This window comes from Paraburkholderia tagetis, from assembly GCF_022213065.1.
Classification (GTDB): domain Bacteria; phylum Pseudomonadota; class Gammaproteobacteria; order Burkholderiales; family Burkholderiaceae; genus Paraburkholderia; species Paraburkholderia tagetis.
This window is the reverse complement of sequence record NZ_JAKLJA010000025.1, coordinates 12,530-38,259: the sequence shown is the minus strand read 5'-3', so window position 1 is coordinate 38,259 and position 25,730 is coordinate 12,530. Positions and strand designations below refer to the sequence as shown.

19 protein-coding genes and 3 pseudogenes are annotated in these 25,730 nt (G+C 63.6%); 11 read left to right on the top strand and 11 right to left on the bottom strand.

Annotated elements, in window-relative coordinates; translation table 11 throughout:
• Window positions 1-187: 187 nt before the first annotated feature.
• From L5014_RS24740 to L5014_RS24725, 4 genes and pseudogenes are all read right to left on the bottom strand, one after another.
• A pseudogene (locus tag L5014_RS24740) lies at window positions 188-505 on the bottom strand (DUF1840 domain-containing protein).
• A 106-nt stretch (window positions 506-611) separates the two neighbouring features.
• Window positions 612-770 carry a DUF3309 family protein gene (locus L5014_RS24735; protein WP_238466460.1) on the bottom strand — a complete coding sequence of 53 codons (159 nt, stop codon included), beginning with the start codon at window positions 768-770 and terminating at the stop codon, window positions 612-614.
• Between the two features lie 114 nt (window positions 771-884).
• Window positions 885-1,664, bottom strand: a pseudogene (locus tag L5014_RS24730) (slipin family protein); the annotation flags it as partial.
• Between the two features lie 3 nt (window positions 1,665-1,667).
• Entirely contained in the window at window positions 1,668-2,474 is an 807-nt protein-coding gene (locus tag L5014_RS24725; RefSeq protein ID WP_238466459.1) for an IS5 family transposase, read from the bottom strand.
• Between the two features lie 526 nt (window positions 2,475-3,000).
• Here L5014_RS24725 and L5014_RS24720 point away from each other — a divergent pair.
• Complete coding sequence (locus L5014_RS24720) at window positions 3,001-3,144, top strand: hypothetical protein (RefSeq protein WP_238466458.1); 144 nt, start codon at window positions 3,001-3,003, stop codon at window positions 3,142-3,144.
• 32 nt (window positions 3,145-3,176) lie between these two features.
• On the opposite strand, the gene L5014_RS24715 is transcribed toward L5014_RS24720, so the two are convergent.
• A complete protein-coding gene (locus L5014_RS24715; protein ID WP_420800129.1) occupies window positions 3,177-4,442 on the bottom strand; it encodes a cation:proton antiporter in 1,266 nt (421 codons plus the stop codon).
• A gap of 340 nt (window positions 4,443-4,782) precedes the next feature.
• Between L5014_RS24715 and L5014_RS24710 the strand changes: the two genes are divergently transcribed.
• A complete protein-coding gene (locus L5014_RS24710; RefSeq protein WP_238466456.1) occupies window positions 4,783-5,043 on the top strand; it encodes a hypothetical protein in 261 nt (86 codons plus the stop codon).
• A gap of 120 nt (window positions 5,044-5,163) precedes the next feature.
• On the opposite strand, the gene L5014_RS24705 is transcribed toward L5014_RS24710, so the two are convergent.
• On the bottom strand, window positions 5,164-13,881 hold the full coding sequence (locus L5014_RS24705; RefSeq protein WP_238466455.1) for a GH36-type glycosyl hydrolase domain-containing protein: 8,718 nt from the start codon (window positions 13,879-13,881) through the stop codon (window positions 5,164-5,166).
• 313 nt (window positions 13,882-14,194) lie between these two features.
• Between L5014_RS24705 and L5014_RS24700 the strand changes: the two genes are divergently transcribed.
• The 3 genes from L5014_RS24700 to tkt all read left to right on the top strand — a co-directional run bounded on the left by L5014_RS24700 (window position 14,195) and on the right by tkt (window position 17,806).
• Window positions 14,195-14,782, top strand: a complete 588-nt coding sequence (locus tag L5014_RS24700) for a BPSL1445 family SYLF domain-containing lipoprotein (protein ID WP_238466454.1) — start codon at window positions 14,195-14,197, stop codon at window positions 14,780-14,782.
• Between the two features lie 61 nt (window positions 14,783-14,843).
• Window positions 14,844-15,668, top strand: a complete 825-nt coding sequence (locus L5014_RS24695; protein WP_238466453.1) for a PRC-barrel domain-containing protein — start codon at window positions 14,844-14,846, stop codon at window positions 15,666-15,668.
• A gap of 59 nt (window positions 15,669-15,727) precedes the next feature.
• A complete protein-coding gene (gene tkt, locus L5014_RS24690; protein ID WP_238466452.1) occupies window positions 15,728-17,806 on the top strand; it encodes a transketolase in 2,079 nt (692 codons plus the stop codon).
• An 84-nt stretch (window positions 17,807-17,890) separates the two neighbouring features.
• On the opposite strand, the gene L5014_RS24685 is transcribed toward tkt, so the two are convergent.
• Window positions 17,891-18,037, bottom strand: coding sequence for a DUF3096 domain-containing protein (locus L5014_RS24685; RefSeq protein WP_175198220.1), 147 nt, complete (start codon window positions 18,035-18,037; stop codon window positions 17,891-17,893).
• Between the two features lie 282 nt (window positions 18,038-18,319).
• On the bottom strand, window positions 18,320-18,460 hold the full coding sequence (locus L5014_RS39030) for a glycine zipper 2TM domain-containing protein (RefSeq protein WP_175198219.1): 141 nt from the start codon (window positions 18,458-18,460) through the stop codon (window positions 18,320-18,322).
• 624 nt (window positions 18,461-19,084) lie between these two features.
• Here L5014_RS39030 and L5014_RS24680 point away from each other — a divergent pair.
• On the top strand, window positions 19,085-19,402 hold the full coding sequence (locus L5014_RS24680; protein WP_213309014.1) for a hypothetical protein: 318 nt from the start codon (window positions 19,085-19,087) through the stop codon (window positions 19,400-19,402).
• A 612-nt stretch (window positions 19,403-20,014) separates the two neighbouring features.
• The gene (locus L5014_RS24675) at window positions 20,015-20,188 is read left to right on the top strand and encodes a CsbD family protein (RefSeq protein WP_213309015.1); all 174 of its coding nucleotides are present in this window, start codon (window positions 20,015-20,017) and stop codon (window positions 20,186-20,188) included.
• Window positions 20,189-21,014: 826 nt separating this feature from the next.
• Here L5014_RS24675 and L5014_RS24670 read toward each other — a convergent pair.
• Together L5014_RS24670 and L5014_RS24665 are read right to left on the bottom strand one after the other, a co-directional pair.
• Window positions 21,015-21,212 carry a hypothetical protein gene (locus tag L5014_RS24670; protein WP_238466451.1) on the bottom strand — a complete coding sequence of 66 codons (198 nt, stop codon included), beginning with the start codon at window positions 21,210-21,212 and terminating at the stop codon, window positions 21,015-21,017.
• 82 nt (window positions 21,213-21,294) lie between these two features.
• Complete coding sequence (locus L5014_RS24665) at window positions 21,295-21,822, bottom strand: type II toxin-antitoxin system HicB family antitoxin (protein ID WP_238466537.1); 528 nt, start codon at window positions 21,820-21,822, stop codon at window positions 21,295-21,297.
• Between the two features lie 131 nt (window positions 21,823-21,953).
• Here L5014_RS24665 and L5014_RS24660 point away from each other — a divergent pair, with 131 nt between their 5' ends.
• The 3 genes and pseudogenes from L5014_RS24660 to L5014_RS24650 all read left to right on the top strand — a co-directional run.
• Window positions 21,954-22,541 (top strand): BPSL1445 family SYLF domain-containing lipoprotein, encoded by a 588-nt coding sequence (locus L5014_RS24660; protein WP_238466450.1) that lies wholly within the window; start codon window positions 21,954-21,956, stop codon window positions 22,539-22,541.
• Window positions 22,542-22,610: 69 nt separating this feature from the next.
• Window positions 22,611-23,459, top strand: coding sequence for a PRC-barrel domain-containing protein (locus L5014_RS24655; protein ID WP_238466449.1), 849 nt, complete (start codon window positions 22,611-22,613; stop codon window positions 23,457-23,459).
• Window positions 23,460-23,486: 27 nt separating this feature from the next.
• Window positions 23,487-24,013, top strand: a pseudogene (locus L5014_RS24650) (Crp/Fnr family transcriptional regulator); the annotation flags it as partial.
• 68 nt (window positions 24,014-24,081) lie between these two features.
• Here L5014_RS24650 and L5014_RS24645 read toward each other — a convergent pair.
• Window positions 24,082-24,312 (bottom strand): hypothetical protein, encoded by a 231-nt coding sequence (locus L5014_RS24645; RefSeq protein WP_175198212.1) that lies wholly within the window; start codon window positions 24,310-24,312, stop codon window positions 24,082-24,084.
• 693 nt (window positions 24,313-25,005) lie between these two features.
• Here L5014_RS24645 and L5014_RS24640 point away from each other — a divergent pair.
• Window positions 25,006-25,311 (top strand): hypothetical protein, encoded by a 306-nt coding sequence (locus tag L5014_RS24640; protein ID WP_238466448.1) that lies wholly within the window; start codon window positions 25,006-25,008, stop codon window positions 25,309-25,311.
• The last annotated feature ends 419 nt before the right edge of the window (window positions 25,312-25,730 follow it).

The window sequence follows — 25,730 nt, the reverse complement described above, 5'->3', positions numbered from 1 at the left end:
AATTTTGGCGCAAATCCGCCGTCATCCTCACCGCGACAGAGCCGCAACGACTCCAGATTGATTGAAGGCGCAAGCGGGAACCTCATCGAAGCACCGCAGACGTACTCAGTTCAAGCGCAACGGACGAGGTACTGCTCACCGCACGCCGCACGCCGCACGCCGCACACCGCACACCGCAACGCGGCGTCTACGGCCCCCAGATGATGTCTTCATTCTGTTTGCGGGCTTCACGCAGCATGTCGAGAAACGGCCACGCTCGCTGCGAAAGTCCACTGCGCGATTCCTAGCCGCGCTCGTGGAAGTACTGCAACGATTCGAGCGCAATCTCCGCTTTTTTGTCGTCCGAGATAGCCGCTTCAAGGCGGCTGATGGCACAAGGCAGTTCGTCATGCAGGATTACCCCGCGTGTATCAAGCCGCTTGCCAACGAGCCCCAGCAGATACTGCGCGAGATCCCTGAGCATCAGGACATCAGCCGAGGCGGCCGATTGAAACGAGACCAGAATGATGGCTCCTTGCTTTGATCGGTATTGCACGGTCGCACCAGACACGATCCGGGCGCTACGGCCATCCGCCCCGTGCCTTGTCAACAGGCAAGCAGCATCGTGCAACTCACAACCGTCCCAACAGCAACAGGACGACCACTACGACCAGCGCGAGTCCCAGAAAGCCGCTCGGGCCATAACCCCACCCGTTGCTATATCGCCAAGTTGGGAATGCGCCAACCAGCAACAGGACCACAATAACCAAAAGTACGGTTCCTAATGACATTTTTCGCTCCTCGTTCCACAAAGCACGTTTAAGCACGATTCACTTGTGAAGATTTCAGAGATTCAACGGGATCGCGCTAGCGTTGGCCCTGATCGCGTCGACCGGCCGCTCTGGCTACGCCGCAGTCTTCAGCGGCATCACAGGCGCCCCGCCAAGATCACGTCCGGCAATCGCCACCGCCAGCGCGGGATTCAGACTGTCGACCATCGACGTCGGCATGAGAATGGTCGCCCCGCGTTCCTTCGTCGTCTCGTAGATAATATTCATCGCCCGAAGCTGTAGCGCGCCCGACTGTGATTCGTACACTCTCGCGGCTTCGACAAAGTTCGAGGCGATCGCGGCCTCTGCGGACCCCAGAATGACGCGCGCCTGCTTTTCGCGCTCGGCCTGTGCCTGACGAGACATCGCATCCTGCAACGCAACCGGGATCGCTACGTCGCGAATTTCGACCGAACCGACGGCGATGCCCCATTGGGCTGTCTTGGCCCCGATCTCATCTCTCAGATGGGTGTCCGCTGCCGTTCGATCGGAAAGTAGCGTAGCCAGCATCGAGGCACCGATCAGCTCCCGCAACGTTGTCTGAGCGACGCGATCGATTGCCTGGCGATAGTCGGTAATCGCCAGTGCTGCCATTTTGGCGTCGCAGACGTGCCAGAAGATGATTGCATCGACATTGACCGGCACCGTATCCTTGGTCAGGGCCTGTTCGGCGTTGAAAGCGGTCGTCTGGATGCGTTCGTCAATGACTGCAACGATGTTATCCAGAACAGGGATGATCATGAAGAACCCCGCTCCCTTCACGCTCTGCAGTTTCCCAATACGCAGGATGACGAACTTCTCCCATACGTTGGCAACCCTGACGGACATTGCGATCAGGACAGCAATGACTAGAAGGTGTTATGCACTTTTGCTAAGGGCTGCAAAGTGGACGAGCATAAGCACGGAGAACACGACGAAATGCAGACCAGCCAATGTTTCGGGCAATCGCTCGTAATCTCTGGCCAGTCGGCGGAAGCGGTTGAGCCAGCCGAAGCTGCGCTCCACCACCCAGCGACGCGGCAACAGTACAAAGCCCTTTTTCGCCTCCGGCAACCTGACCACCTGAAGCTCGATGCCTTCATCGCGCGCGGCCTCTGCAGGCTCTTCGCCGGTGTAGCCCTGGTCAGCGAACGCGATTCTCACTGTCTGCCCCGTCGCCTGCTGGACCTGTCGCGCCAGTTCTCCGACCTGTGCACGCTCCTGTTCGTTGGCCGGCGTCACATGAACCGCAAGCAGTTGCCCCAACGTATCCACCGCCATGTGCACCTTGCTGCCTTTCTTGCGCTTGTACCCGTCATAGCCTGCGCGTGGACCGCTCTCGCACGTCGACTGCAGCGTGCGGCCGTCGAGGATGACTGCACTGGGTTGACCCCGGCGATCCTGCGCCACCCGGATAATCGAACGCAGGTCATTTACCATGGCCTCGAAACAGCCTGCCTGAATCCAGCGCTGCGTCTGCTGGTAGACCGTCTCCCACGGCGGAAAGTCATTGGGCAGCAGACGCCACGGTGCACCCGCGCGGACAATCCAGCGCAAGGCGTTGAACATCTCGCGCAATTCGTAGCGACGCTGAGGCGCGTCCTGGTTCATCAATGTCAGGTACGGAGCGGCGAAGTACCACTCTTCATCCGATACATCCGTTGGGTAGGGCCTGCGTTTCTTCATCCCGCCAGGGTACCAGGTCTGGCCGAAAGTTCATAACACCTTCTAAGAGGCCGATGCCGATATACAGGTTGACGAACGCGCCAGAGGCAATCGCAGCGAGCAGGAAGACGGTGGACAGAAGTAGTGTGACCGGACTCATGATGGTAATGCCTCCACGAACTGCGCAATGTCATTTCGGACAATTCGGCTCGATCAATCCACACTCGGCCGTCGCAACACCCTGATCGCGAGAGCCAGGGATACACAGCAAACGATGCGCGTGATCGCATTGAGCGTCGGTACGATACCGTACCGCGTTGCCGGCATATTGGCCGTGCGCGCTCAGCACCGACGACGACGTGAGATACGTCGGCGAACGCTTGCCGAAAGAAGCCGCCGGGGGCGATCCCTCCTCGATAACGCGCCGGTCCGTCGGACTACGCCAGTCCCGTCGTCTTGACAAAAATAGATAGCGACAACGTCCTCCAATGCGCCCAGAATAGCCGATATGATAGTTGCTTTCCGCGACTGAAATAACGGGAGAAATATGATGGCAAAGGGTCAATTACGCGGTAACCGTGAAGCAAGAAAACCGAAACAGCCGAAAAAACTGCTGTCCCCAGTTGTAGAAAGAGCATCGGCGGCAACATCGAAAATCACGCTGACCCACAAACCCGAAAAGAAGAAATAGGACGCTGCCGATCGCACGGATCGGTGCCGGCATCACCCCTCCAGCGACGCAGGGCGCCGCCCATACCATTTCATCAATGGCCGTATCGACATCCCGTGCGCAAAGATGGACGCAGAAACCATCGCGAGCGTCAGCGTGATCAACTGCGTTGCCAGCGGTTCGCTTACGCCGTGACGAATCGCGAACATCAAATAAAACACGGAGCCGATTCCACGTATTCCGAACCACGACACCATCGCGCGCGCACGTCCCGCGCTAGCCACACCGAGCGTTCCGACCATGACAGCGGCAGGACGCACCAGCACGAACATCATCGGAATGAACCACCATAGCGCGCCCCACGCGATGGCATAAGGAAGCAGCGCACCGACCAGCGAGACGACCGTAAGCTCAGCAAGGCGTTCGAGTTGAGCGTTGAACGCCCGCACCGCGCCCGTCATGACTGCGCTGGCATGATGCGAGTGCGTCGCTCTCACGCCATACGCATGACCTTCTGCACCGGGCGCGGCACCGAGGGACACTGTACCGGCCTGAGGCTTGTCCTCCACCCGCTGAAAAGCCAGGCCCGCAGCAAAAACGGCCAGAAACCCCGAGGCGTGGCACAGTTGCGCCACGCCATAGGCGACGGCGATCACGCCGAGCGACAGGAATTCATCCAGGCCGACGGCCTGAGAATGCCGCGTACGCAGATAAACGACAAGTCGGCCGATGAGGGCGCCGAGCACTGCACCGACCAACACCCCGCCCGCGCTCGCCCATATCAGGTCCAGTGCCAGCCAGCGCCAGAGACTGAACGAGGCGCCGTCATGCCGCGCCAGTAACGCCAACCCCAGCGTCACGAACGGAAACGCGGTGCCGTCGTTCAATGCCCCTTCGCCAGCAAGGCTGAAACGCAATTGATCCGGATCCGTACCGCGCTCGGTCTGCACGCCGGAGGCGAGAACGGGGTCCGTGGGCGCCAGAATGCCGCCGAGGAGCACCGCTGCGCCCAAAGGCAATCCCAACCCCCACATTCCGAGCGCTGCGATCAGGCCCACCGTAATCGCCATCGAGACAAACGCGAGACGCAACGGAACCATCCATCTTCGGTCGAGGATCGGAACGCCCATGCGCAGCCCGACGGTAAACAGCGAAATCAGCAACGCGACTTCCGCGACCCGACCGATCACATCGGCATGATGCAGCGGGTCGGGCACGATCAGATTCAGACCTCCTGGGCCCACGACGTAACCGACGCACAGATAGATCGTCGCGCTGCTCACCAGCAGGCGTGCAAGCGTGGCCCCCGCCACCACCATGGTGATGAGCAGCAGGCCGGACAGCAGATACCAGACGGAATCTGACATGGATTGCGCAAAGGGAGATATCGGATGTCATGCGTGAGAATAAGGCCCAACGTGAATCGCCACGCACCGAACGGGCCGCGTCCGATGAGCCTGACATCCGGGCTCGCCGCAGTCGGTACGGTGGCGGACAGCGCTACGCACAGACTTCCGCTAGATTCGGGCATCCAGCTGCTTCGCTCTTCGCCTCGAATGACCGCCGGCAAGCGCATCAATACGATAGCGTGCCGACAAGGGAATCCGGGCAGAACACAATCCAGTCGATCAGCTGACTCACCGCCCTGGGGGATTGGCCATGCTGCATCATCAATTCGAAAAAGAACTCGCGCATCTCGAACTGATCTTCCCGTTACTGGCCGAGGACGGCGCTTTCGCATTGTCCTATTGGCGGAGCCGGACGACGGCGTTATTGGCCGACCAAAGTGTCATTCCCTCGGGAGCGCGACGCATAGTCTGGCTGCTCGATCTGCTCGACAAGATCGAGCAGGAGGCCCTCGCCGCACCGCCTCGTCGCGCAAAATTGATTCACGCGCAAAAACAGGTGCCGGTTCGCTAAACCGCTATCAACTTTCGATCATGCCTGCGCGTTGCAGGCGAGCGCCGTGTCGACTGCGGCTGAAGTCCATGACTGGGCCCGTAACGCGCGGACACGCTCCACCACAAAGGAACCCTCCGCTCACCGGCTTCTGAATGCTGCCTCGCTATCCGGTGCCGCCACCGGCTCGACATCGAGGGGCTCGCCCAGCGTCACCGTCACCTGGTGGCGGGCGCCGTCGTCCACGAGGTGCACCGACGTGTTGCCGGGTGCGAGCGCGACGCCGTCCACAGCAATGCCGCGCACGCCGCGGCTGACCCCGTGCGGATTGTCCACGGCGATGTCGTACCGAGCCGCGCCGTGCCGAAACACCGCGGTAAAACCGGGCCATCGCTTCGGCACGCAGGGCTCGATGGACAGCTCCGCGCCCTGCCTGCGCAAGCCGAGCAGTCCCTCGATTCCGGCGCGATACATCCACCCGGCCGATCCCGTATACCACGTCCACCCGCCGCGCCCCACGTGGGGCGCGGCCGAGTAGACGTCGGCCGCCACCACATAGGGTTCGACCTTGTAGCGGTTCGCTCCGCTTCGTATCCGGCTGCGATTGACAGGATTGAGGAATGCGAACAGATCTGCGGCGCGATCGCCGTCGCCCATCTTCGCGAAGGCCAGCACCGACCACACTGCGGCATGCGTGTACTGGCCGCCGTTTTCCCGGATGCCCGGCGGATATCCCTTGATATAGCCGGGATCGGGTGCCGCATGATCGAACGGTGGGGTGAACAGCAACGCGAGGCCGTCCTTGCGGCGAATCAACCGTGTGTCCAGCGCCGCCATGGCGCGGTCGGCCCGCCCCGCATCCGCGGCACCTGACAGCACACTCCACGATTGTGCAATGGCATCGATCGAGCATTCGTCGTTGCCGGCCGATCCAAGCGGCGTGCCGTCGTCGAAGTAGCCTCGCCGATACCACTCGCCATCCCATCCCGCGCTTTCGAGCGCCTCGCGCAGGGCTTCGGCACGCGACAGCCAGTGGTCCGCCCGCTGGCCGTCGCCGCGCGCGCGAGCGAGCGGCGCGAAGGCCAACAGCGTGGCGTGAAGAAACCAGCCGAGCCAGACGCTTTCTCCGCGCCCCGCCTCGCCAACCCGATTCATGCCGTCGTTCCAGTCGCCGGTGCCCATCAGCGGCAAGCCGTGCGCGCCGAACAGCTCGAGACTTTGCTCCAGCGCGCGCACGCAATGCTCGTACAACGGCGCGCGGGTCTCCGATACGCCCGGCGTGAAGTAAGCGTCGTGCTCGCCCTCAGCCAGCGGCCGGCCTTCGAGAAACGGCACCGCCACGTCGAGAATCGCCCGGTCGCCCGTCACCTCGACGTACTGAGCCACGGTGTAAGGCAGCCACGCGCGATCGTCCGAAATATGCGTGCGCACGCCGGCGCCGCTCTCGGGCAGCCACCAGTGCTGCACGTCGCCCTGCGCAAACTGCCGCCCCGCTGCCCGCAGCAGATGCTCGCGGGTCAGCGCGGGCCGCGCAAGCGCGAGCGCCATGCCGTCCTGCAACTGATCTCGAAAGCCGTAGGCGCCGCTCGCCTGATAAAACCCCGCGCGCGCCCAGATCCGGCAAACAAGCGTCTGGTACAGCAGCCACCGGTTGAGCAGCAGATCCATTGCGCGGTCCGGTGTCTTGACCTGAACGGTTTCGAGCGTGTCGTCCCAGAAGGCCGTCACGGCTGCGAGCACCGCGTCGAGATCGGCGTCACGATAGCGGACGATCAGTTGCCGGGCGGCCTGCGGCGATTCAGCCTCCCCTAACAGGAACACCACCTCGGCCACACCGCCCGGTGCGAGCTCGATCCCGGCTTGCAGCGCCGCGCACGGATCGAGCCCCGCGCCGACCTTCCCGGACAACGGCGCGGCGGCCAGCCCGGCCGGATCGCTCAAGTGCCCGTTGCGGCCGATGAACTCGCGCCGGTCGGCGCTCCACGCGTGCTGCCTTCCGCCCAGATCGGCGAAAGCCACGCGTTCACGCGAGGCCTCGGGCCGGCCGTTGCTGGCAAACATCGCCCCCGTCTGCGCGTCGATCGCGGTGCGGGTATGCGGCGCGGCAAGCGCGCGCGACGCACCAAGCGCCCACTCGGCATAAGCCGTCACCGAAAGATGGCGTATCCGGCTCGACAGGTTGCGCAGTGTCAGACGGGAAATCTTGATGGGATCGTCGAGCGGCACGAATTGCAGCAATTCGAGCTCGACCTCTTCGGCCGCATGCGCGAAGCGGCTATAGCCCTGGCCGTGACGTGCGATATAGGGCGCGGCACCTGGCGAGGTGTCGCGCACCGGATTCGCCTGCGGCCCCCACAACACGCCGCTATCGTCGTCGCGAACGTAAAACGCCTCCGCGGGCGGGTCGCTCACCGGATCGTTGGACCACGGCGTCAGCGGGTGCTCGCGGCTGTTCGACGCCCACGTGTACCCGCTGCCCTCGGCCGACACCAGAAAGCCGCATAGCGGGTTGGCGATGACATTGACCCATGGCATTGGCGTGCATTGCCCGGCGGCAAGGATCGTCACGTATTCCCTGCCCTCGTTCGCAAAGCCGCCGAAGCCGTTGAAGCATTCCAGTCCGGCGCCGGGCTGCGCCGGTGTCGCCGGCACGGGCACGGGCACCGTTGTGGGCAAAGGCAGCGGCCTGGCGCGCGGCGGCGGCGGTGCGTTGGCCAGGCGCCGCAACTGGTCCGCCAAACGACCGTTGCGCGCCGCCAGCACGGCGCGCGCGGCCACCGGAAAGAGCGCACGCGCGGCGCCCGACATCAAGTCCGCCCGCAACACGAAGATGGCGCCGCGCGCAGCACCCGGGAGCGGCGGCCGCCCCTGCCCGGAGCGCACCAGCGCCTCGAGCGCGGCCTGCAAGTCCTGGACATACGACGACGCGCGCTCGTTGATGATGACGAGATCGACTGCGAGCCGTTTCATGCTCCAGTACTCGTGGGCATGCACCAGTTGCCGCACCAGCGCCATGTGTTCGATGTCGTCGATGCGCACCAGCAGGATCGGCAGGTCGCCCGACACGCCGTGCGCCCAGAGCGGCGCGACACCCACGCCGCCCGCCGCGGCCACCGCTGCCGCGCCTCGCAGCAGCGCGTCGGAACCCGGCCGCAGCGACGCATCGTTGTACAGCATGTACCCGGCCATCCGCTGGAACAGCGCCGCCTCGTCGGGACTCACCCCGTTATGACGGAGTTGCACCTGAGCCTGGGTCCACGCAAGCATCGCCGCCCGCGCGTACGACGCCCCGTCGCGATGCTTGTCGACCAGATCCAGCAACTGCCCGCGCGAATCGGCGACGATGGTCCAGAATGCGATGCTGCCGGTCTCGCCGGGCCTGATGCGCAAACGCTGGCGCAGCACGAACGCGGCGTCGAGCACCACGCCGGCTGAATTGCCGAGCGTGCGCGCGCCCACGAGGGCGCGCGGCGAGTGCACGCTGCGCCCCCGGCCGATAAAGCGGGCACGGTCGGTTTCGACTTCGGCGGCCCCGACGGGATTGCCCGCGATTTCCGCCAGATGCGCGGCCCAGACCTCGGGCTCGTTCGTCTCGCGGCGGCGGCGCGTCGCCAGAATGGCCGCCGACCCGGGCAGATACTCGGTCTCGACGAACAGCTTCGCGAACGCCGGATGCGCCTCGTCGGTGGCCGGCGGGGCTAGCACGATCTCCGCATAGGACGTGAACTCGATGATGCGCTCGCGCGCGCCGCCATTGGTCACCGACACTCGCCGCACTTCGGCGTCCTCCTCGGGCGATACCACGACGTCGAGCGAGGTCGTCAGCGTGCCATCGCGCCGGACGAATTCCGCGCGGTCCTCCGTGAGGTTCACTTCGTAGCTGTCCGGCACCACGCCGGCCGGCTGCCATGCGGCCGACCACCATGCGTCGCTCGCGACGTCGCGCAGATACAGGTAGCTCCCCCAGTCATCGCAGGTGGCATCCTCGCGCCAGCGGGTGACGGCCAGATCGTCCCGGCAGCTGTAGCCGGAGCCGGCAGACGTGAGCATCACCGTGTAGCGGCCATTGGAGAGCAGATGGGTCGCGGGCGACGGATCGCCCGCCGACACCAGGCGCCGCACGATATCCGGGCCGCCGCCGCGTATCGGCCCGACGCTCCGCTTCTCGTCGACCCGCAGATGCGCAGCCGCCACCCGCCCCGGCATACGCTCCTGCAACAGCAGTTCGGTGGCCTGGATGGCCGGCTCCGCGTGAAAGAACGCACGAATGCGCCCGCCGAGGAGCACATTGGCGATTGAGACGATCGACATCCCCTGATGATGCGCCATGAACGCGCGCACCACCGCGACCTGCTGGCCTTCGGGCACGCGCGCGGGCGTATAGTCGAGCGCCTCGTAGAAGCCGAAGCGGCCACTGCCGCCCGCCGCGCCCAGGCACTCGAAATTGCGCGCGGCCGCGCCGGGCGCGACCATCGACGCGAGAGCCGTCGCATACGGCGCGATCACGGCGTCATGGCCGAGACCGCGCTTGAGGCCGAGGTCAGGAACGCCGAAACTCGAATACTGGTAGGTGAATTCAAGATCCCGCACGTTATAGGCCGATTCGGAGATGCCCCACGGCAAGCCCAGCGCCGCTCCATAGCTGATCTGCTTGCGCACGACGAGGTTACTGGTGCGCGCAATCAGGCTGTCGGCCGGCGCGCGCATCACCAGCGACGGCATCAGGTACTCGAACATCGACCCGGACCACGAGACCAGCACGGCACCGCCCGCCACCGGCGTCGCGACGCGGCCCAGCCGGAACCAGTGGCGCGCGGGAATGTCGCCCTTGGCGATGGCCACGAAACTCGCCAGCCGCGCCTCGGACGCCAGCAGATCATAGCTGCCCGGATCGAGCCGCCCTTCGGCAACCGCGTAACCGATTGACAGTAGACTGCGTACCGGGTCCAGCAGGAAGCCGAACTCCATCGCATTCGCCATGTGCAGCGCCGTATCGGCGAGCGCGTTCAGGCGCGCGCCCAGCGTCGCCGATTCCGGCGTGCATGCGCTATCGCGGCAATGGCTGTGAATCGCCTGTTCGAGCGCATCGGCCCAGAACAGCACGTCGTCGCCCGCGCCGTCCTGGGCGTCACCGGTTTCGTCGACCAGGGCGCGCGCGATGTCGGCTACCGTTGCGGCCGATAGCTGGATCGCCGGCCATGCGGAAGGCGCCGCGGCCGCGGCGCCACCGGACGCGGCCGTGCCGGCCGGTCCAGGGCCAGGCACCGCGCCCTTTAGCGTACCCTGCAACGCGCCCACCGCCTGCTCGAATTCGCCATGCAGGGCGCCGCGTGGATGCGTCCCGGCGTTCTGGCTCACGGCGGCGCAGAGCAGCGCGAGGCTGTCGCCGATACCCTCGAGCGCGCACGGCTCCACGCCGGGAGGCTCGGCCGCCCACGCGCGGCAGGCATTGGCGAGCGCGATCAGATGGCCGGCAAGGTTGCCGCTGTCGACCGACGATACGTACTTCGGCTCCAGCGGACACAGGTCCTGCGTGGCGTACCAGTTGTAGAAATGGCCACGATAGCGCGGCAGGCGCCCCATGGCGGCGAACGTCGTCTCCAGTCGGTCGACGGCGTCGAGCGTACCGAGCCAGGCGAACTCCCGCGCGCTGACCGTCGCGAGCAGATAAAGCCCGATATTCGTCGGCGAGGTGCGATGCGCGACGACGGGCCGCGGATCCTCCTGAAAATTGTCCGGCGGCAGCATCTGGTCGGCGGCCGTGACGAAGGTCTCAAAATAGCGCCACGTGCGGCGCGCATGAAGGCGCAGTTGCCGGGCATCCTCCGGCGTGACGGCGAGATCGCCCGCCGCTCGCGGCGCGACGCTCGACCGGTGCGCGACGGCAGGCGACGCCAGCCAGCCGAGCACGAACGGAATCCCCGCCCACGCGCCATGATTGCCGGATCGCCATGCCACCCACGCACTGGCCGCCGCACCAAGCAGCGCAAGCGCGATGCCGCCGCGCATCCGCACGAGTGTCTGGTAAAGCGATGGGCGCTCGCGCGCGCCGGCTTCGGCCGCCGTCGTCCATTCGAGCAGATGCCGTCGACTGACCATCACGCGAAACGTTGTGCGCGCAATGGCATCGCTCATCGACGCCGCCTGCTGCGCCAGAAAGATGATCGACAAACCGGTTCGGGCCAGTGCGAGCCTCAGGTCCGCCAGCCAGACGTAGAGCAGGCTGCGGGTCGTCATTTTCACCTGCGAGCGTCTCCAGCGCGGCACGAGCGCGCCCAGTACAGGCAGCAGCACGGGCAAGCCGATCGTCGCCACCACGAAGGCGCTCCAGAGCAGCGCGGCCGGCAGCGGCAAGGTCCAGCCGGCCAGCAGCGCGACAAAGGCTGCGGGTGCCGTGAGCGTGCGGCGCAGATTGTCCAGCATTTTCCAGCGAGCCGTGGCCCGCAGTGCCAGATCGGGCCGCAGGTGCACCGAGGCCAGCCAGGGCAGCAATTGCCAGTCGCCGCGCGCCCAGCGATGCTGACGGGCGGCGGCAACGTCGTAGCGGGCCGGAAACGCTTCGACCACCTCGATATCCGAGGCAAGCCCCGCCCGCGCGAAAACGCCTTCGAACAGATCGTGACTGAGCATCGTGTTCTCCGGCACCCGGCCGGCAAGAGCCAGCTCGAAGGCGTCGACATCGTAGATGCCCTTGCCCGCGTACGAGCCTTCGTCGAGAAGATCCTGGTAGACATCCGAGACGGCGGCCGCATAAGGATCGATCCCGCTCTGGCTCGACCAAACACGCTGAAACAGCGAGCCTTCGGCACCGACGGACAGCGAAGGCGTCACGCGCGGCTGCAATACGCCGTAACCTTCGACGACGCGCTGGCTGCGCGGGTCGAAAACCGGCCGGTTGAGCGGGTGCGCCATTTTTCCGATCAGACGGCGCACCGTATCGCGCGGCAAGCGGGTGTCCGCATCGAGCGTGATCACGTAGCGGACCTGCGGCGGCACGGCAGGCAGGCGGGTGTCGCGCGCGACGAACGAGGTGTCCGACGCACCGCGCAGCAGCCGGTTCAGCTCGTGCAGTTTGCCGCGCTTGCGCTCCCAGCCCATCCACACGCCCTCTTCCGCATTCCAGGTGCGCCGCCGATGCAGCAGCAGGAAACGCGGCCCCTGCGGCGCGGCTGGATAGCGCCGATTCAGTTTCTCGATGCCCGCGGCCGCGGCCGCGAGCAACGCGTCGTCGCCGTCGGCTTCGGCGGCGGGCGAATCGGTCCAGTCGGACAGCAGCGCGTAGTAAAGTTCGCCGCCCCCGCTGGCGAGATGATGCACCTCCAGCCGCTCGATCTGCGCGGCCAGTTCGGCTTCGGTGGTCAGCAGCGTCGGCACGGCCACCACCGTGCGCAAGGCCGCGGGAATGCCGTCACGCAGCGCGAGACCCGGCAGCACGACCGCGCCGACCTCACGCATTACCCCCCGGTTGACAAGCGCCACGGCTACGTCGAGCGCGGGCAGCAATCCGGCAAGACCGAGCCAGATCCACCCGCGCGACAACGGGGCGAAGCCGGCGAGCAGCATCAGCATACCGCCCAGCAGCAGCGCGGCGAACAACACGATGCGGCCGACGTAACCGCCGAGACCGGCATGGCGCGTGAACCGGCGCAGCCATACCGCCGCCGGCGGGCGATAGCCGATCGCCGTCTCGAACGCGCGGCGGCCCGCAGCCAGCAGGTGATAGCCGGGATCGGCGGCACGGTCCGGCTGCGCGCCGGCGGCCGGTGCATCGGCCTGAGTGGCCTGCGCGGCGGCGACGGCACGACGCGCGATATCGGATTCGCTCAGCGACGAACCGCGTGCCAGCGTTTCGATTGCGCCGCGGTACAGGTTGCGCGTCGGAAAGTCCATGTCGACGAAGCCGGGACAGGTGCGCAGGATCTCGTCGACGGGACTGATGCGCTCGAACAGATCGCTCCAGTCCACATCGGAGATCAGACGCAGGCTCGTGATCACATTGCGCACCGTCAGGCTGGCCGCGCCCTGCTGCTGGTGCACCGTGGTCACGATCCGCTCCGCCGTAGTGTGCTGGGCGGCGAGATGCGCGCGCAGCCACGTCACCGCCGGCGTCGTGTCGGGGTCCTGATCGTGTAGCCGCTGGATAAGCTGCACCGCGAAGGTGTCGCACAGCGCCGAGCGTGCGTAGCGCGCCACGAGCACCTCGACGGCTTCGGGCGCGTGTCCGCCCGCGCCGAGCAGACGATCGGCCATTGCGTCGGCGTCGAGCCGCGCGATGCGCCCATCGGTGATCTCGTCCGCGAGGCGCCGCAGGTTCTCGATCAGCACGATGCGCAGCGTGATCGCCACGGCCCACAGTTCACCGATCGTCAGCGGCTGTACGCTCTGGTAAGCCAGCACGAACCGGCACAGCAGATCGGGATCGAAGCGGCTGTCGGTATGAGCGACGAATGCCCACGCGAGACCGAATACGCGCGGATAGCCGGCAAACGGGCCGGCGCTCAGCTTGGGCAATTGCCGATAGTAGCTGGGTGGCAGGTCGTCGCGGATCTGCCGGACCTGCTCTTCGACCAGATGATAGTTGTCGAGCAGCCACTCCGCCGCCGGCGTGATCGTTTCGTCGCTCTCCGCCGCCACCACCGTCGCTTCGTAGGCTCGCAACAGATGGCTCGCGTTGTCCCTGAGCCTCGCGGCAAGCGAGGGGCCGGCAGACGCTTTCTCCGAGATCGGTTGTGCGCCGGCGAGGCTGCGCGCATGCTGCGCGAGCCGCTCTTCGCCGAACAGTTGCTCGCGCACCGGCGTGGTGCTGTGCCATGGAGATGACGCCGTGCGGCGCCGCAAGCCGTGTGAGAACCGAATCATCGCACTATCCCTTCTTAGCAGAGCCCCGTAAGGCGCTTCCACCGTATCGCCTGGCGTCGGCTAGACCAACGTACAAAGGATATTGCATAGGAATCCTTTAGTATTGCGCGTTCGGCATCGGTGCCCAACCGCTATCTTCCGGCCTGTGCGACCACGTGTCTGTACGGTGCGAGACCGTCATCGCCGCCCGCAACGAAAGGGCCCCGGTTTGCAGAAACGGATTCGGAAATGCGCAGTTTGTACGCTGTCGTACCGCATTGGCCGTCACGACAGCGTAGTGTCGAACACGTCGTCAATTCACCAGGAGAGGATCGTGCAAAGACGAACATTCATATGGAGCACGCCCGGGTCGATCCTCGCACTCGGCCTGGCGCTCTCCGGCTGCACCACTACCAGCCCGTCCGACGTCAGCAGTGACCAGGCCGCCAAGCGCCATGGCATCGACGCGGGCGTCGACTCCACCCTCTCGCGCCTCTATGGCGCGGCAAACGGCTCACGGGAACTCGTTGAAAAGGCGCGCGGCGTGCTGATTTTCCCGTCGGTCATCGATGCCGGCTTCATTGTCGGCGCAGAGTACGGCGAAGGCTCGCTGCGCGTGCACGGGCGCACCGTCGGCTATTACAGCACGACAACCGGATCGATCGGCTGGCAGATCGGCGCGCAATCGCGTGCAATCGTCTTCCTGTTCATGACCGAGGACTCGCTCGCCCGGTTCCGCAGTTCCGACGGATGGTCGGCAGGCGGCGACGCGTCGGTCGCGGTACTGAAAATCGGCGCGAACGGCGCTATCGATACCAGCACCGCAACGGGACAGGTGGATGCATTCGTGCTGACCAACAGCGGATTGATGGCCGGTGCCTCGCTTGACGGCACCAAGGTCAATCGGCTCAAGTCGCTGTAACCGCCAGCCGCATGGGGCATGGCGTGCATCCCTGCCCCGCTTCGAATTGCGAGGAGAATTCATGTTACGCAGCATCAAGGACCTGCACGGCTACACGGTTGGCGCACTCGACGGCGACATCGGCACGGTCGAACAGGCTTACTTCGACGACGAAGCGTGGGGCGTGCGCTATCTGGTGGTCGAAACAGGCAACTGGCTCAGCAATCGCCCAGTTCTGATTTCTCCGTATTCGATCAAGCGCGCCGACGCTGAATTGAACATCATCCCTGTAAACCTCACGCGGCAGCAGGTGCGGGACAGCCCAAATATCGACACGCACAAGCCGGTGTCACGTCAGTATGAGATCGAGTATCTGCGCCACTACAGCTATCCGAACTATTGGGGCGGCCTGAACCTCTGGGGCATGGACGCTTTGCCGGCGTTCAACGCGAACGACGCCGCAACGGGCCTCGCGCCGGAGCCATCCGCGCACACCGGCCAGCCACACGTCGATCCGCCAGCCGACCTCCATCTGCGCAGCACGGATGAGGTGAAGGGCTATCACATCGAGACCGTCGACGGCGGCATCGGCCACGTCTGCGACTTTATCTACGACGATGAAGCGTGGGTCATTCGCTACCTGTGCGTCGATACACACAACTGGTGGCCCGGCGGCAAGGAAGTGCTGGTGGCCACACAGTGGATCGCGCTGGTCGACTGGTTCGCGTCCACCGTGTCCACCACGCTGACCCGCGAAGCCATCCGGCACAGCCCGGCGTACAACGGCAAGACGCCCGTTCCTCGCAGCTATGAAATTGGGCTCCATGAATACTATGGCAAGGAGGGGTACTGGTCGCGCGACGATCCGGAATCGTCTGCCGAATCCATGCGCAACGCCGGGCGGTAAGCTCAACACGGCGTAATGCGGCGCGTGCCGCCTGTCAGCAACAACCCGGGAGAGTGCATATGCGTTCAGCGGCTTCCCCCTCGCCCCCCGCTTCTGCGCTGGACGACCTGTGTGTCAATACGCTGCGCTTCCTGTCGGTCGATGCCGTACAGAAAGCCAACAGTGGCCATCCCGGCATGCCGCTCGGCGCAGCCTCGATGGCCTACGTGCTGTGGACCCGCTTTCTCAAACACAACCCGGCTGATCCGGCATGGTTCGACCGCGATCGCTTCGTGCTGTCCGCCGGGCACGGTTCGATGCTGCTATACAGCCTGCTTCACCTGACGGGCTACGATTTGCCGCTCGAACAGATCCGACGGTTTCGCCAATGGGGGAGCCTCACGCCGGGGCACCCGGAACGCGGTCTCACGCCGGGAGTCGAGACCACGACGGGACCGCTCGGCCAGGGGTTTGCCAACGGGGTCGGCATGGCGATGGCGGAGGCACACCTTGCGGCGCGCTACAACCGGCCGGGGTTCGGCATCGTCGACCACTTCACCTACGGCATCGTCAGCGACGGCGATCTGATGGAAGGGGTGGCGTCCGAGGCTGCGTCCCTGGCCGGTCATCTGCAGCTTGGCAAACTGATCTATCTCTACGACGACAACCAGGTCACGCTTTCCGCAGGCACGGACATCACGTTCACCGAAGACCGCTCGCGACGGTTCGAAGCCTATGGCTGGCACACCCAGCGCATCGACGACGGCAACGACCGGCTCGCCGTCGAACAGGCGCTCGACAACGCGCGGGCCGAAACGCAACGACCGTCGCTGATTCTGGTACATACTCATCTAGGCTACGGTTCGCCGGACAAGCAGGACTCCTACAAGGCGCATGGCTCGCCACTCGGGGAAGAGGAAGTCCGTCTGACCAAGCAGAACCTCGGCTGGCCGACCGAGCCGGCATTCCTCGTCCCGCCGGCCGCGCAGGCGCACTTTCATCGCGCGCTGGCAGAAGGACCGTACCGGCAGGCCGAGTGGAACACCCGCTACGCCGCTTACACGCGAGCGTTTCCCGAGCTGGCGGAGGAACTGCTGAACGCGATGAGCGGCGAATTGCCGGCCGGCTGGGACCAGGATATCCCGCTCTTTCCCGCCGACGCCAAAGGCATCGCCACGCGGGTGGCATCGGGCAAGGTGATGAACGCCATCGCGCCGCGTCTGCCGTCGCTGATCGGCGGCTCCGCCGATCTCGATCCGTCCACCTTCACCGCGCTGTCCGGGCTCGGCGATTTCGAGGCGCCCGGCGGCAGCGCGCGCGACCGGCAAGGCTCGGAGGGAGGCGGATGGAGCCGTGCGGGCCGCAATCTGCACTTCGGCGTGCGCGAGCATGCCATGGGGGCGATTCTGAACGGGCTGGCCGCTCATGGCGGAACGCTGCCGTTCGACGCGACGTTCCTGATTTTCTCGGACTACATGCGCCCGCCGATCCGGCTCGCCGCGCTCATGCATCTACAAGTGATCCACGTCTACACGCACGACAGCCTGGCGCTTGGAGAAGACGGCTCGACGCATCAGCCCGTCGAGCAGTTGGCAAGCCTGCGGGCCGTGCCGAACCTCAACGTGATTCGCCCCGCCGATGCCAACGAAACCGCGATGGCCTGGCGCGTGGCGCTCGAAACGCGCGACCGGCCGACCGTGCTTATCCTGACGCGCCAGAACGTGCCGACTTTCGACCGCACCCGGTTCGCAGCCGCCGACGGCCTGCGGCGCGGCGGCTACATCCTGGCGGATGCGCCCGGCGGCGGCGAGCCTGCGTTGATCCTGATCGCCACCGGTTCCGAGGTCGCGCTTGCCCTGGCCGCGCGCGAGCAGCTGCTGGCACAGAACGTTGCAGCGAGCGTGGTCTCGCTGCCCTGCTGGTCGCTGTTCGATGCACAGCCTCAAGCGTATCGGGATGCGGTGCTGCCGCCATCGGTCGGCGCACGGCTGGCCATCGAGGCCGGTGTGCCGCAAGGCTGGCATCGCTATGTCGGCGGGCGCGGCGAGGTGCTCGGCATCGAGCGTTTCGGCGCTTCTGCTCCGGCCGAAGTCCTGCTGCGCGAGTATGGCTTCACGCCCGAGAACGTCTGCGCGCGTGCGCTGGCGCTGCTGCGTTAGTCATCGAGCAGCGTGAAGTCATGACTGATGCGTTGCGATATCCCTCCATCATTGCGGCTCATGATGACGCCGCCAATGCATGAGTCAGCGAATATGGCTGCCGAAAAGTCCAAGCAGTCCGATGACAATCAGGTAGATCGCAACGATGTAGTTCAGCAGGCGTGGAACAACGAGAATCAGGATCCCCGCAATCAACGAAACCAGCGGACCTGCGCTTGTGAGCATTTGCATGACATCCTCCTTGGGACAACCCTGAAACGAGTACGATGTAGCGCGGGCTGCGCTTCGCTCGAGGCCGTTCACGACACGACGCTGGAGACTGCCCTGACGCCGTACGTCAGCGTACCCAACGCGCTCCGACGGGCGTCGATTTAGCCTGCGCCAGAAACCGCCCACAGCCATGCGTGTTCCTTGACGTGGTAGCGTGCTGGCACGGTGTGCCGTGCGGTCTACGCCCAGCGGAGAATTCGGCGAACAGAATCTGCGCGCCGATCCGCACAGTCGGAACCGGGATTACTTTCCGACCTGATTGCCAATGACGCCGCCAACGGCCGCGCCACCGACCGTGCCCAATGCGCTACCGCCCGTCAGGACGGCCCCCCCAACGGCGCCGACTCCGGCGCCGACCACGGTGTCCGTACTCCTGTGAGACATGTCACCACATCCGAGCATAAGAACCGTCACTACCGGTATGACCGCACGGGCAAAGATGGTACGAATCTGTGTCATTTTGATACCCCCTGAGAACTGATGTGGCAAGCCGGCATAGCTAGCCAGGCAGGACTGGCGGATACCCACACCACCACGCTCCGAAGCCACCTGTATCCTGCATCGAAAAGACCGTGCTGTCGGTCCGACACCGTACGTGCAACGCCTCTCTGGCCGGTTGCTGCCAAGGAAAAGCGACACCTGCCTTTTTACGGCCATTGTCCCGGCTGGCACCGGCTTAAAAGGCCGATGCCCTCGAGAGCGAAAAGGCAAAGCCCTTTGCCCTGAAACGCGGTACGGCACCGTACCGACTTCATTCGAACTCGCGCGCACCGTGATTCTATGCCTGAATATCTTGCACAATGCCAATGCCGGTAAGCGGCGGGACGAAACCGATGCCGAAACCACGCCACTTCGCGACCCGGAGAACTATTCAATAGATCATCAATATGTCGGAGTGCGATGAAATATTGATGTGCGAAGCGCCGGCCGACTCACGGAGCGGAAATTGACGTCGTCCAGCTGAAAAGGCTCTACACGCGAAATAGCACCAACTCAGAGAGCACTACCATGACCGACGCCAATCCCCAAAACACTTTTCGCGCTCTTCCCCTGACTCCAGATCAAGACGCGGAAATCAGGCATTACATAAGAAGTAAAACCAGGCAGGGCGCTCCGTGGGACACCCCGGAGCTTGATTCCATGCTTGCAGATATGCTTACCCCCCCGCGCAACGAAGACGGCGAATCTGGCGCCACCGTCGACGAAGCAAAGGCAGCCACGGAGCGCGCGGCAGCTTCCATCGATGAAGCCATGGAACCCATCGAGGCCAGCGAGGAGCGGAATGCGGCCATGGAGACCGAAGGTATGAGAGGGCCCAAGCGTTGAATCGCGTGGCGCTACACCCACGCGCCGGCAAGGCGGCCTCGGTGGCTCGCAAGACTCGCGCGCGGCACCGGTTGCGATGTGCGTATATTGAGTGAGCAGGTAACGTCAAGTTAGCGCTTTGAACCGGTACGGTGCCGTACTGAGTTCGGTCCAATTTTCAGGCATTCTGCGCAAAGATGCGACGAGACACCTGTCGCGACATGGCCGAGACGATCGCACCGGGAATAGTCATGTCGCTGTGGCTGTAGTCGCCCCGACACATTCAGGCAACTCAAACTTAAGGATACCTGAACACACGCAAACTGCGTGAACGGAAGCGTGGATCTACGCCGTACAAGGTGGGATAACGCGGATGCCTGCGCGAATCATACAGAAAGGAACGGACATGAAAAGTCGAGCACTGATATGGGCACTGATCCTGCTGTCACTGATTACCAGCCTGAGCGCATGCTTCTTTCCCGTCCGAGATGACAACGACCACCATGGCGGGGGCGACTACCATGGCGGAGGCGACTACCAGGAACACCGCGACTAGGAGATAGAGGACAACCTCGCCTCGTCGTGTCGTGCCGGATTGCCCTCTCGAGCATCAATTGTCATTGGAGATTCACCATGAACAAGGATCAAGTCAAGGGAACTGCAGAGAAGGTAAAGGGCAAGGCGAATGAAACCATTGGCCGGATCACGGGCAACACGAAACAGGAAGTCAAAGGCGATATCCAGCAAGCGGCCGGCCAGGCGAGAAAGAGCCTGGGCGACGCAAAGGAAGCTATCAAAAAGTCCTGACGGATCACGATCTCGTCACAGACGCCTATCCCAACAAGGTCGACCCGGGCCACCCACTGCGGCGGGAATCTACCCGCCGCAGAAATCGTTCGTACCCGCAATCCCGGTTAGCAGCCAACCCACAACGGCAAGAGCGAACACAACATCGACAAAGCCGTCGAGGGCAGCTTTGCAGTTATCAGTGGCGTGACAAGAATCAACCAAGCTGCGATGCCGGCGAAGCGCCCCATATCTGCGTCGAGTTGCGGAGAAAATTACCCGGGATCTGAAATGCTTTTTTTTTATGAGAAGTGTCCGCCCATCGCGCGAGCGTTTCTTTCACAGCCCCCTCTACCGGTAAAGACAGCAGACCCCGGACGTTCCTTTTCCTCGACACTGCGCCACGGCAGAAAGGTGTGCGATCGAGAGGACGAGCCCAGCGCTGGCTTTCTGACGTGCACATCAACTCTGCGGGCGCCAGCGCGGGCACCGCTTGCGTGAGATGCTTCGTCTATGGCCGCGTTTTCGCAGTACCCTGCGAAGGCCGGTAACGCCATTTCGTCGCCGCGGGATCGATTGCAGTGGCGTCTTCGCTGCGTTTCTTCTCGCGTGCTTCGTCGGCACGCCCATACTCCACGCGTCTATCCTGAGCGGGTTTTCGTGCATCGAGGGGGAGCGACATACGACCTCCTTGAATTGTCTGCGCAAGCGATGAACGTGTTCATGATGTCGGGTCGGGGCGCGGCCGAGGGTCTGCCCGATGGCCGCGCCGATACAACGCGAAGCCGATCATCAATGCCATTCCGGCGATAATTCCCCACGGCGCGGATGTCATGTTCTCTCCGTCTCAGTCCACATCCATCGACGGGTGCTGCGCGTGAGCACTCAGTGATGGCTGTTGAGCTTTTCGGACACCGGCAAGGTCTTCATCTTGATGTTTCGTCACTTGATGCCGATGCACGGCCCAGTACCGCAACATCAGATAGATCGCGACGAATACCGCAGCTGCAAAGCCCACCGAATAACCCATTAGCGTCTGGCTCATTTCGCCCTCCCATGAGGTCGGATCCCGATAGATAGACAATGCGCCCTGGCTACGCCTTCGCTGGGCCAGACCCGCGAACTTTTTAAAAGCGCCGAAGCGCTCCTGCATCGCCCGCGTGCGCCAGTTCATGAAAACAGGCTAGTGCGATGTAAGCCGACCTGCCGATATGGCGCTGTTGCGCAGCAAGGTCGATCTCCTGCAGCACGCTCCTGCGAAGGGAAATCTGCAAGAACACGGAGTTCGACTGGACGTTCGTCAAGTCGATATCGACGAACATCCACAGGCCTTCTCCATCGTCCATATCGAGCGCCTGCAGTGCCGACATGTCGCTGGTCGGAGCGGGAAGGATGTGCTCGCTGCGGTGATACATGCGTTGCACAAGACGTTCGGCGTTTTCCGCCAGATCGTCAAACGTGCGCCCTTCCACTTCGACCCATGGAAAATCCGCGAACACGCCGCGATAGCCTTGCCCGTCACGTCGTTGAACATACAGGGGATAGTGCACAGTCGTCTCCGCGCTGACCCGAGAGAAGTCTCTCGTGTGATTACGCATTTTGCTGTCGATGCCGATGCGCGTCTGTACGGTGCAGGACTTTCGTGCGTCCGACATCAAGACGTGTAGCGCGAATGTTCCGGCACGTGACGCGGCACATCGGAGAACGAATTTGTACGGTGTCGTACCGCATCGGCATTCAATCGGGCGTAGCGTCAGAGGCATCGTCCCATACCCAGGAGAGGATCATGCCCAGACGAACATTGATGTGGAGCTTGCCGGGCTTCGCCCTCGCGCTCGCACTGGCCGGTTCCGGCTGCACCACAACCAGCCCGTCGAACGCCAGCGGCGAGCAGATGGACAAACGCCACACGATCGACGCAGGCGTCGACTCGACCCTGTCGCGTCTTTATGTCGACGCAAAGGGCTCACGTGAACTGGTTTCCAAAGCGCGGGGCGTGCTGATATTCCCGTCCGTGATCGATGCGGGCCTCGTGGTTGGAGGGCAGTACGGCGAAGGATCTCTGCGCGTAAGCGGTCATACCGTCGACTACTACAGCACTACGACCGGATCGCTCGGCTGGCAGATCGGCGCCCAGTCGCGTGCAATCATCATTCTGTTCATGACCGACGACTCGCTCAGGCGGTTCCGCAGCACCGATGGCTGGTCCGCGGGCGCAGACGCATCGGTCGCCATCCTGAAGATCGGCGCGAACGGCAACGTCGACACGAGCACCGCGACCGGTCAGGTCGATGCGTTCGTGCTGACGAACAACGGGCTGATGGCCGGCGCGTCCCTCGAAGGAACGAAGGTCACGCGGCTCAATTCACTCTAATTGACTTGACCCTCGCGGCCGGTGCGTCGAATGCCATCGAGGTGCCGGCTTCGACATCATGGAGGCGTCATGTTGCGAAGCATAAAGGATCTGCACGGATGCACCGTACGTGCCTCGGACGGCGACATCGGCAGCATCAATCAGGTTTATTTCGACGACGAGGCATGGGGCATTCGTTACCTGGTGGTCGACACCGGAGACTGGCTCCATGACAGACAGGTGCTCGTTTCTCCATACTCGCTCAAGCACGTGGACTGGTCATCGAACACGGTTCATGTGAATCTCACGCGGCAGCAGGTACGTGACAGTCCGACGCTCGACACGCACAGGCCGGTATCGCGTCAACACGAAATCGAGTACCTGCATTACTACAGCTATCCGACCTATTGGGGCGGGCCGAATCTGTGGGGCATGGGCGCCTGGCCCGCGTTCGATACCGTTGCGCCGGAGTTCACGGCGCCCGCCCCGGCACGCCCCACCCTGCACACCAACCGGGCGTTACCGGACGTCCATTTACGCAGCACCGACGAGGTCAGGGGCTACCACATCGAGACGATAGACGGAACCATCGGACACGTTTCGGGTTTCATCTTCGACGATCGGGCGTGGGTCCTGCGCTACCTGAAGGTCGATACGCGCAACTGGTGGCCCGGCGGAAAGGAAGTCCTGATCGCCACGCGCTGGATCGAACTGGTCGACTGGTTCGCTGCAACCGTGTCGACCTCGCTCACGCGCGATGCGATCCAGCGTAGCCCGGCCTACGACGACTCGGTACCCGTTCATCGAAGCTACGAGGTGGCGCTACACGAGTTCTACAACCGCGAAGGATATTGGTCGGAAACTGAACAACTGCCCCGCCGCCTCACCGGCGATCCGGATGCCGACTCCCCGGACAGGTACAGGCGACGTTACGAGTAAGTGTCTTGCACGCCCGCTGGCTGGCACATGGAAAACGGCGCATCGGCAGGAATCGCCGTGGTTGGTAACGATGGCCTGCTCGGAGTTGCACTTTTCATGGGCGGCGAAACCATGCCAAACCGGGCCATCGTGCAAAGCGCGGGTGAAGCCTTCCGCCTGAGCGGAGAGATCGTAAAAGACGAGTTTGCCCGTGGTGGTGCGGTACAGTGCCTTTTCCTGCGCTACACGCAAGCGCTCATCACGCAGATGGCGCAGACGGCCGTCTGCAACCGGCATCACCCGATTTCGCAGCAGTTCTGCCGCTGGCTGTTGTTGAGCCTCGACCGGCTGGACTCGAGTGACGTCAGAATGACTCAGGAACGGATTGCCAACATGCCCGGCGTGCGTCGAACTGGCGTGACAGGGACACGACGCGGAAACTACCGGACGAAGGTGTTATTCGCCATACGCGCGGACTCATCGAAGTACTGAACCGCCGCGCACTCGAGGCGCCGGTTTGCGAGTGCTACAAGGTGGTCAAGCGCGAGAGCAATCGCCTTCTGGAGCGTGGTTGATTCGGTCGCCGAATCGCCGGGCGACACGGCGAAGTCGGCGAAGTACTTCTGCGCGGAAGAACGTCGCGTCAACGCTGGCGTCGCACCGGCACAAGCACCATGCCGCCACCGTCGATTCCGCTTCCCTGGCGCCAGACTGCCTTGCCGAGCGCCGTCAGTTCGCCGCAACTGTGTTGCGCGTCCGCTTCAGTTCCGGCTATCGCCATGTCGCCGCCAGCCTGCTCCTGCGCTGCCTGCCGCTGTCCCGCGCGTGCGGCCACTGCGTCATCGTGTGACCTTCCCGCATAGCATTGCGTCATCTTTGCGAACTCCTCGTGAGTGATGCTGACAAGTTATCAGTGGTCTCCACCGCGCTTATGCGCTGACGCTTCGCCTGCCGACGGCAATCCCGCCACCGGTCAGTGCGTGCTGTCATCGCATGCCGTCATTCTTTAGTTGTTCTCCACGAAAATGCCCAAGCACCTCCGGCCTTTCCGCTTTCGTCATTGCGACGGATCGCCTGCTCGGCCTGGGATCAGACGCCGCTCATGAATCCATCATGTTCGTCACGGCCCCCAACCTTCCCGGGTCCTTCCTTTGCCTCCGATCCCGCGTATCGCTGCGTTGCTGGCCGGCCACCTCACGCAAAGGTCCGTCTTCCGGCGCATTGCGCATGCCGTCGTCCGCTGCGTTGCTAACGTCGAACGCCAGCCTTCTGCATTCTGCCAGCACGTCCGCGTTCACACGGTTAGTCCTCATTTCATGCTCCTTTTGCCCACCGACTTCGGCGATAGAACATCTCAAACGCCAAGGCCGGTTTCGCGCATTGATGCGCGTACCAAAGCTTCATCGTTCAACCATTCGGGAAGCACGTCTGTACGCCATCGGACTATTGCCATGTCTGCCACCGCAGATCACCGAAAGATCCCGTATACCGGTACGTCGATCTTCGGGCAGCGCCTCGGTACGCTAGCGTGCGGACAACAAATGCCGGTTCGGATACACTCGCGCCGATGGCATCAACAGGCCTCGGCGAGGGTGAAATGCAGCATCAGCAATTCGAGAGAGACCTGGCGCATCTGGAACTGATCGTTTCACTACTAGCGCGCGGCAATTTCATCGCGCTCTCGTACTGGCGACGCCGCGTTGCCGAGCTAGCGAAAGAACAACATCTGATTCCATCAGGGGCGCTACGGGTGACCCGGCTACTCGGCTTGCTCGATGACATTGAATACGCAACAAAACGCCTTGAGTCCGCGTCTCTGCTGGGTGCGACGGCGGTTCAAGTCCTTCCTGCTTCGTCACGATCACGCCTATAGCCGCCGTAGCCGGAACACGAACTCCTCCTATCAAGGAGCATGGCGAGAGGCAACTGAAACAGCGTTTTCGCGATCTCACTTGCATCGCGTTGAGAAAAGGCGCATCCTTCTTACGTGCAATGTGCTGCCGCCGCCAGTTCGACATCGACGCCCTGAGATTACTTCGGTCGTCAGACTCCCCAGAAAGTACACCACAACGATGCCGCCATCGAATATCGTGGCGACAAATTTCGTGCGACAGTCAGTCCGGGTTTGCTTCGTTTGCGCTTTGTGCGTGTCAAGCGCTCGAGGCAGTTCTCCAAACAATGTCTGAGCAGGGCCGATTGCAATGAGCTAATCGGCTCAGCACTATTCCGTGACCTGAACGAGCGCGGGCCCAGGCAGCGCCGTCATGCTCGCTCCGCTACTCGGGGCGCAGG

Excerpts from the sequence above, each read along its gene's own strand:
- L5014_RS24735 (WP_238466460.1), bottom strand. The coding sequence starts at position 770 with ATGTCATTAGGAACCGTACTTTTGGTTATTGTGGTCCTGTTGCTGGTT.
- L5014_RS24725 (WP_238466459.1), bottom strand. The coding sequence starts at position 2,474 with ATGAAGAAACGCAGGCCCTACCCAACGGATGTATCGGATGAAGAGTGG.
- L5014_RS24720 (WP_238466458.1), top strand. The coding sequence starts at position 3,001 with ATGATGGCAAAGGGTCAATTACGCGGTAACCGTGAAGCAAGAAAACCG.
- L5014_RS24715 (WP_420800129.1), bottom strand. The coding sequence starts at position 4,442 with ATGGTGGTGGCGGGGGCCACGCTTGCACGCCTGCTGGTGAGCAGCGCG.
- L5014_RS24710 (WP_238466456.1), top strand. The coding sequence starts at position 4,783 with ATGCTGCATCATCAATTCGAAAAAGAACTCGCGCATCTCGAACTGATC.
- L5014_RS24705 (WP_238466455.1), bottom strand. The coding sequence starts at position 13,881 with ATGATTCGGTTCTCACACGGCTTGCGGCGCCGCACGGCGTCATCTCCA.
- L5014_RS24695 (WP_238466453.1), top strand. The coding sequence starts at position 14,844 with ATGTTACGCAGCATCAAGGACCTGCACGGCTACACGGTTGGCGCACTC.
- tkt (WP_238466452.1), top strand. The coding sequence starts at position 15,728 with ATGCGTTCAGCGGCTTCCCCCTCGCCCCCCGCTTCTGCGCTGGACGAC.
- L5014_RS24685 (WP_175198220.1), bottom strand. The coding sequence starts at position 18,037 with ATGCAAATGCTCACAAGCGCAGGTCCGCTGGTTTCGTTGATTGCGGGG.
- L5014_RS39030 (WP_175198219.1), bottom strand. The coding sequence starts at position 18,460 with ATGTCTCACAGGAGTACGGACACCGTGGTCGGCGCCGGAGTCGGCGCC.
- L5014_RS24680 (WP_213309014.1), top strand. The coding sequence starts at position 19,085 with ATGACCGACGCCAATCCCCAAAACACTTTTCGCGCTCTTCCCCTGACT.
- L5014_RS24675 (WP_213309015.1), top strand. The coding sequence starts at position 20,015 with ATGAACAAGGATCAAGTCAAGGGAACTGCAGAGAAGGTAAAGGGCAAG.
- L5014_RS24670 (WP_238466451.1), bottom strand. The coding sequence starts at position 21,212 with ATGAGCCAGACGCTAATGGGTTATTCGGTGGGCTTTGCAGCTGCGGTA.
- L5014_RS24665 (WP_238466537.1), bottom strand. The coding sequence starts at position 21,822 with ATGTCGGACGCACGAAAGTCCTGCACCGTACAGACGCGCATCGGCATC.
- L5014_RS24660 (WP_238466450.1), top strand. The coding sequence starts at position 21,954 with ATGCCCAGACGAACATTGATGTGGAGCTTGCCGGGCTTCGCCCTCGCG.
- L5014_RS24655 (WP_238466449.1), top strand. The coding sequence starts at position 22,611 with ATGTTGCGAAGCATAAAGGATCTGCACGGATGCACCGTACGTGCCTCG.
- L5014_RS24645 (WP_175198212.1), bottom strand. The coding sequence starts at position 24,312 with ATGACGCAATGCTATGCGGGAAGGTCACACGATGACGCAGTGGCCGCA.
- L5014_RS24640 (WP_238466448.1), top strand. The coding sequence starts at position 25,006 with ATGGCATCAACAGGCCTCGGCGAGGGTGAAATGCAGCATCAGCAATTC.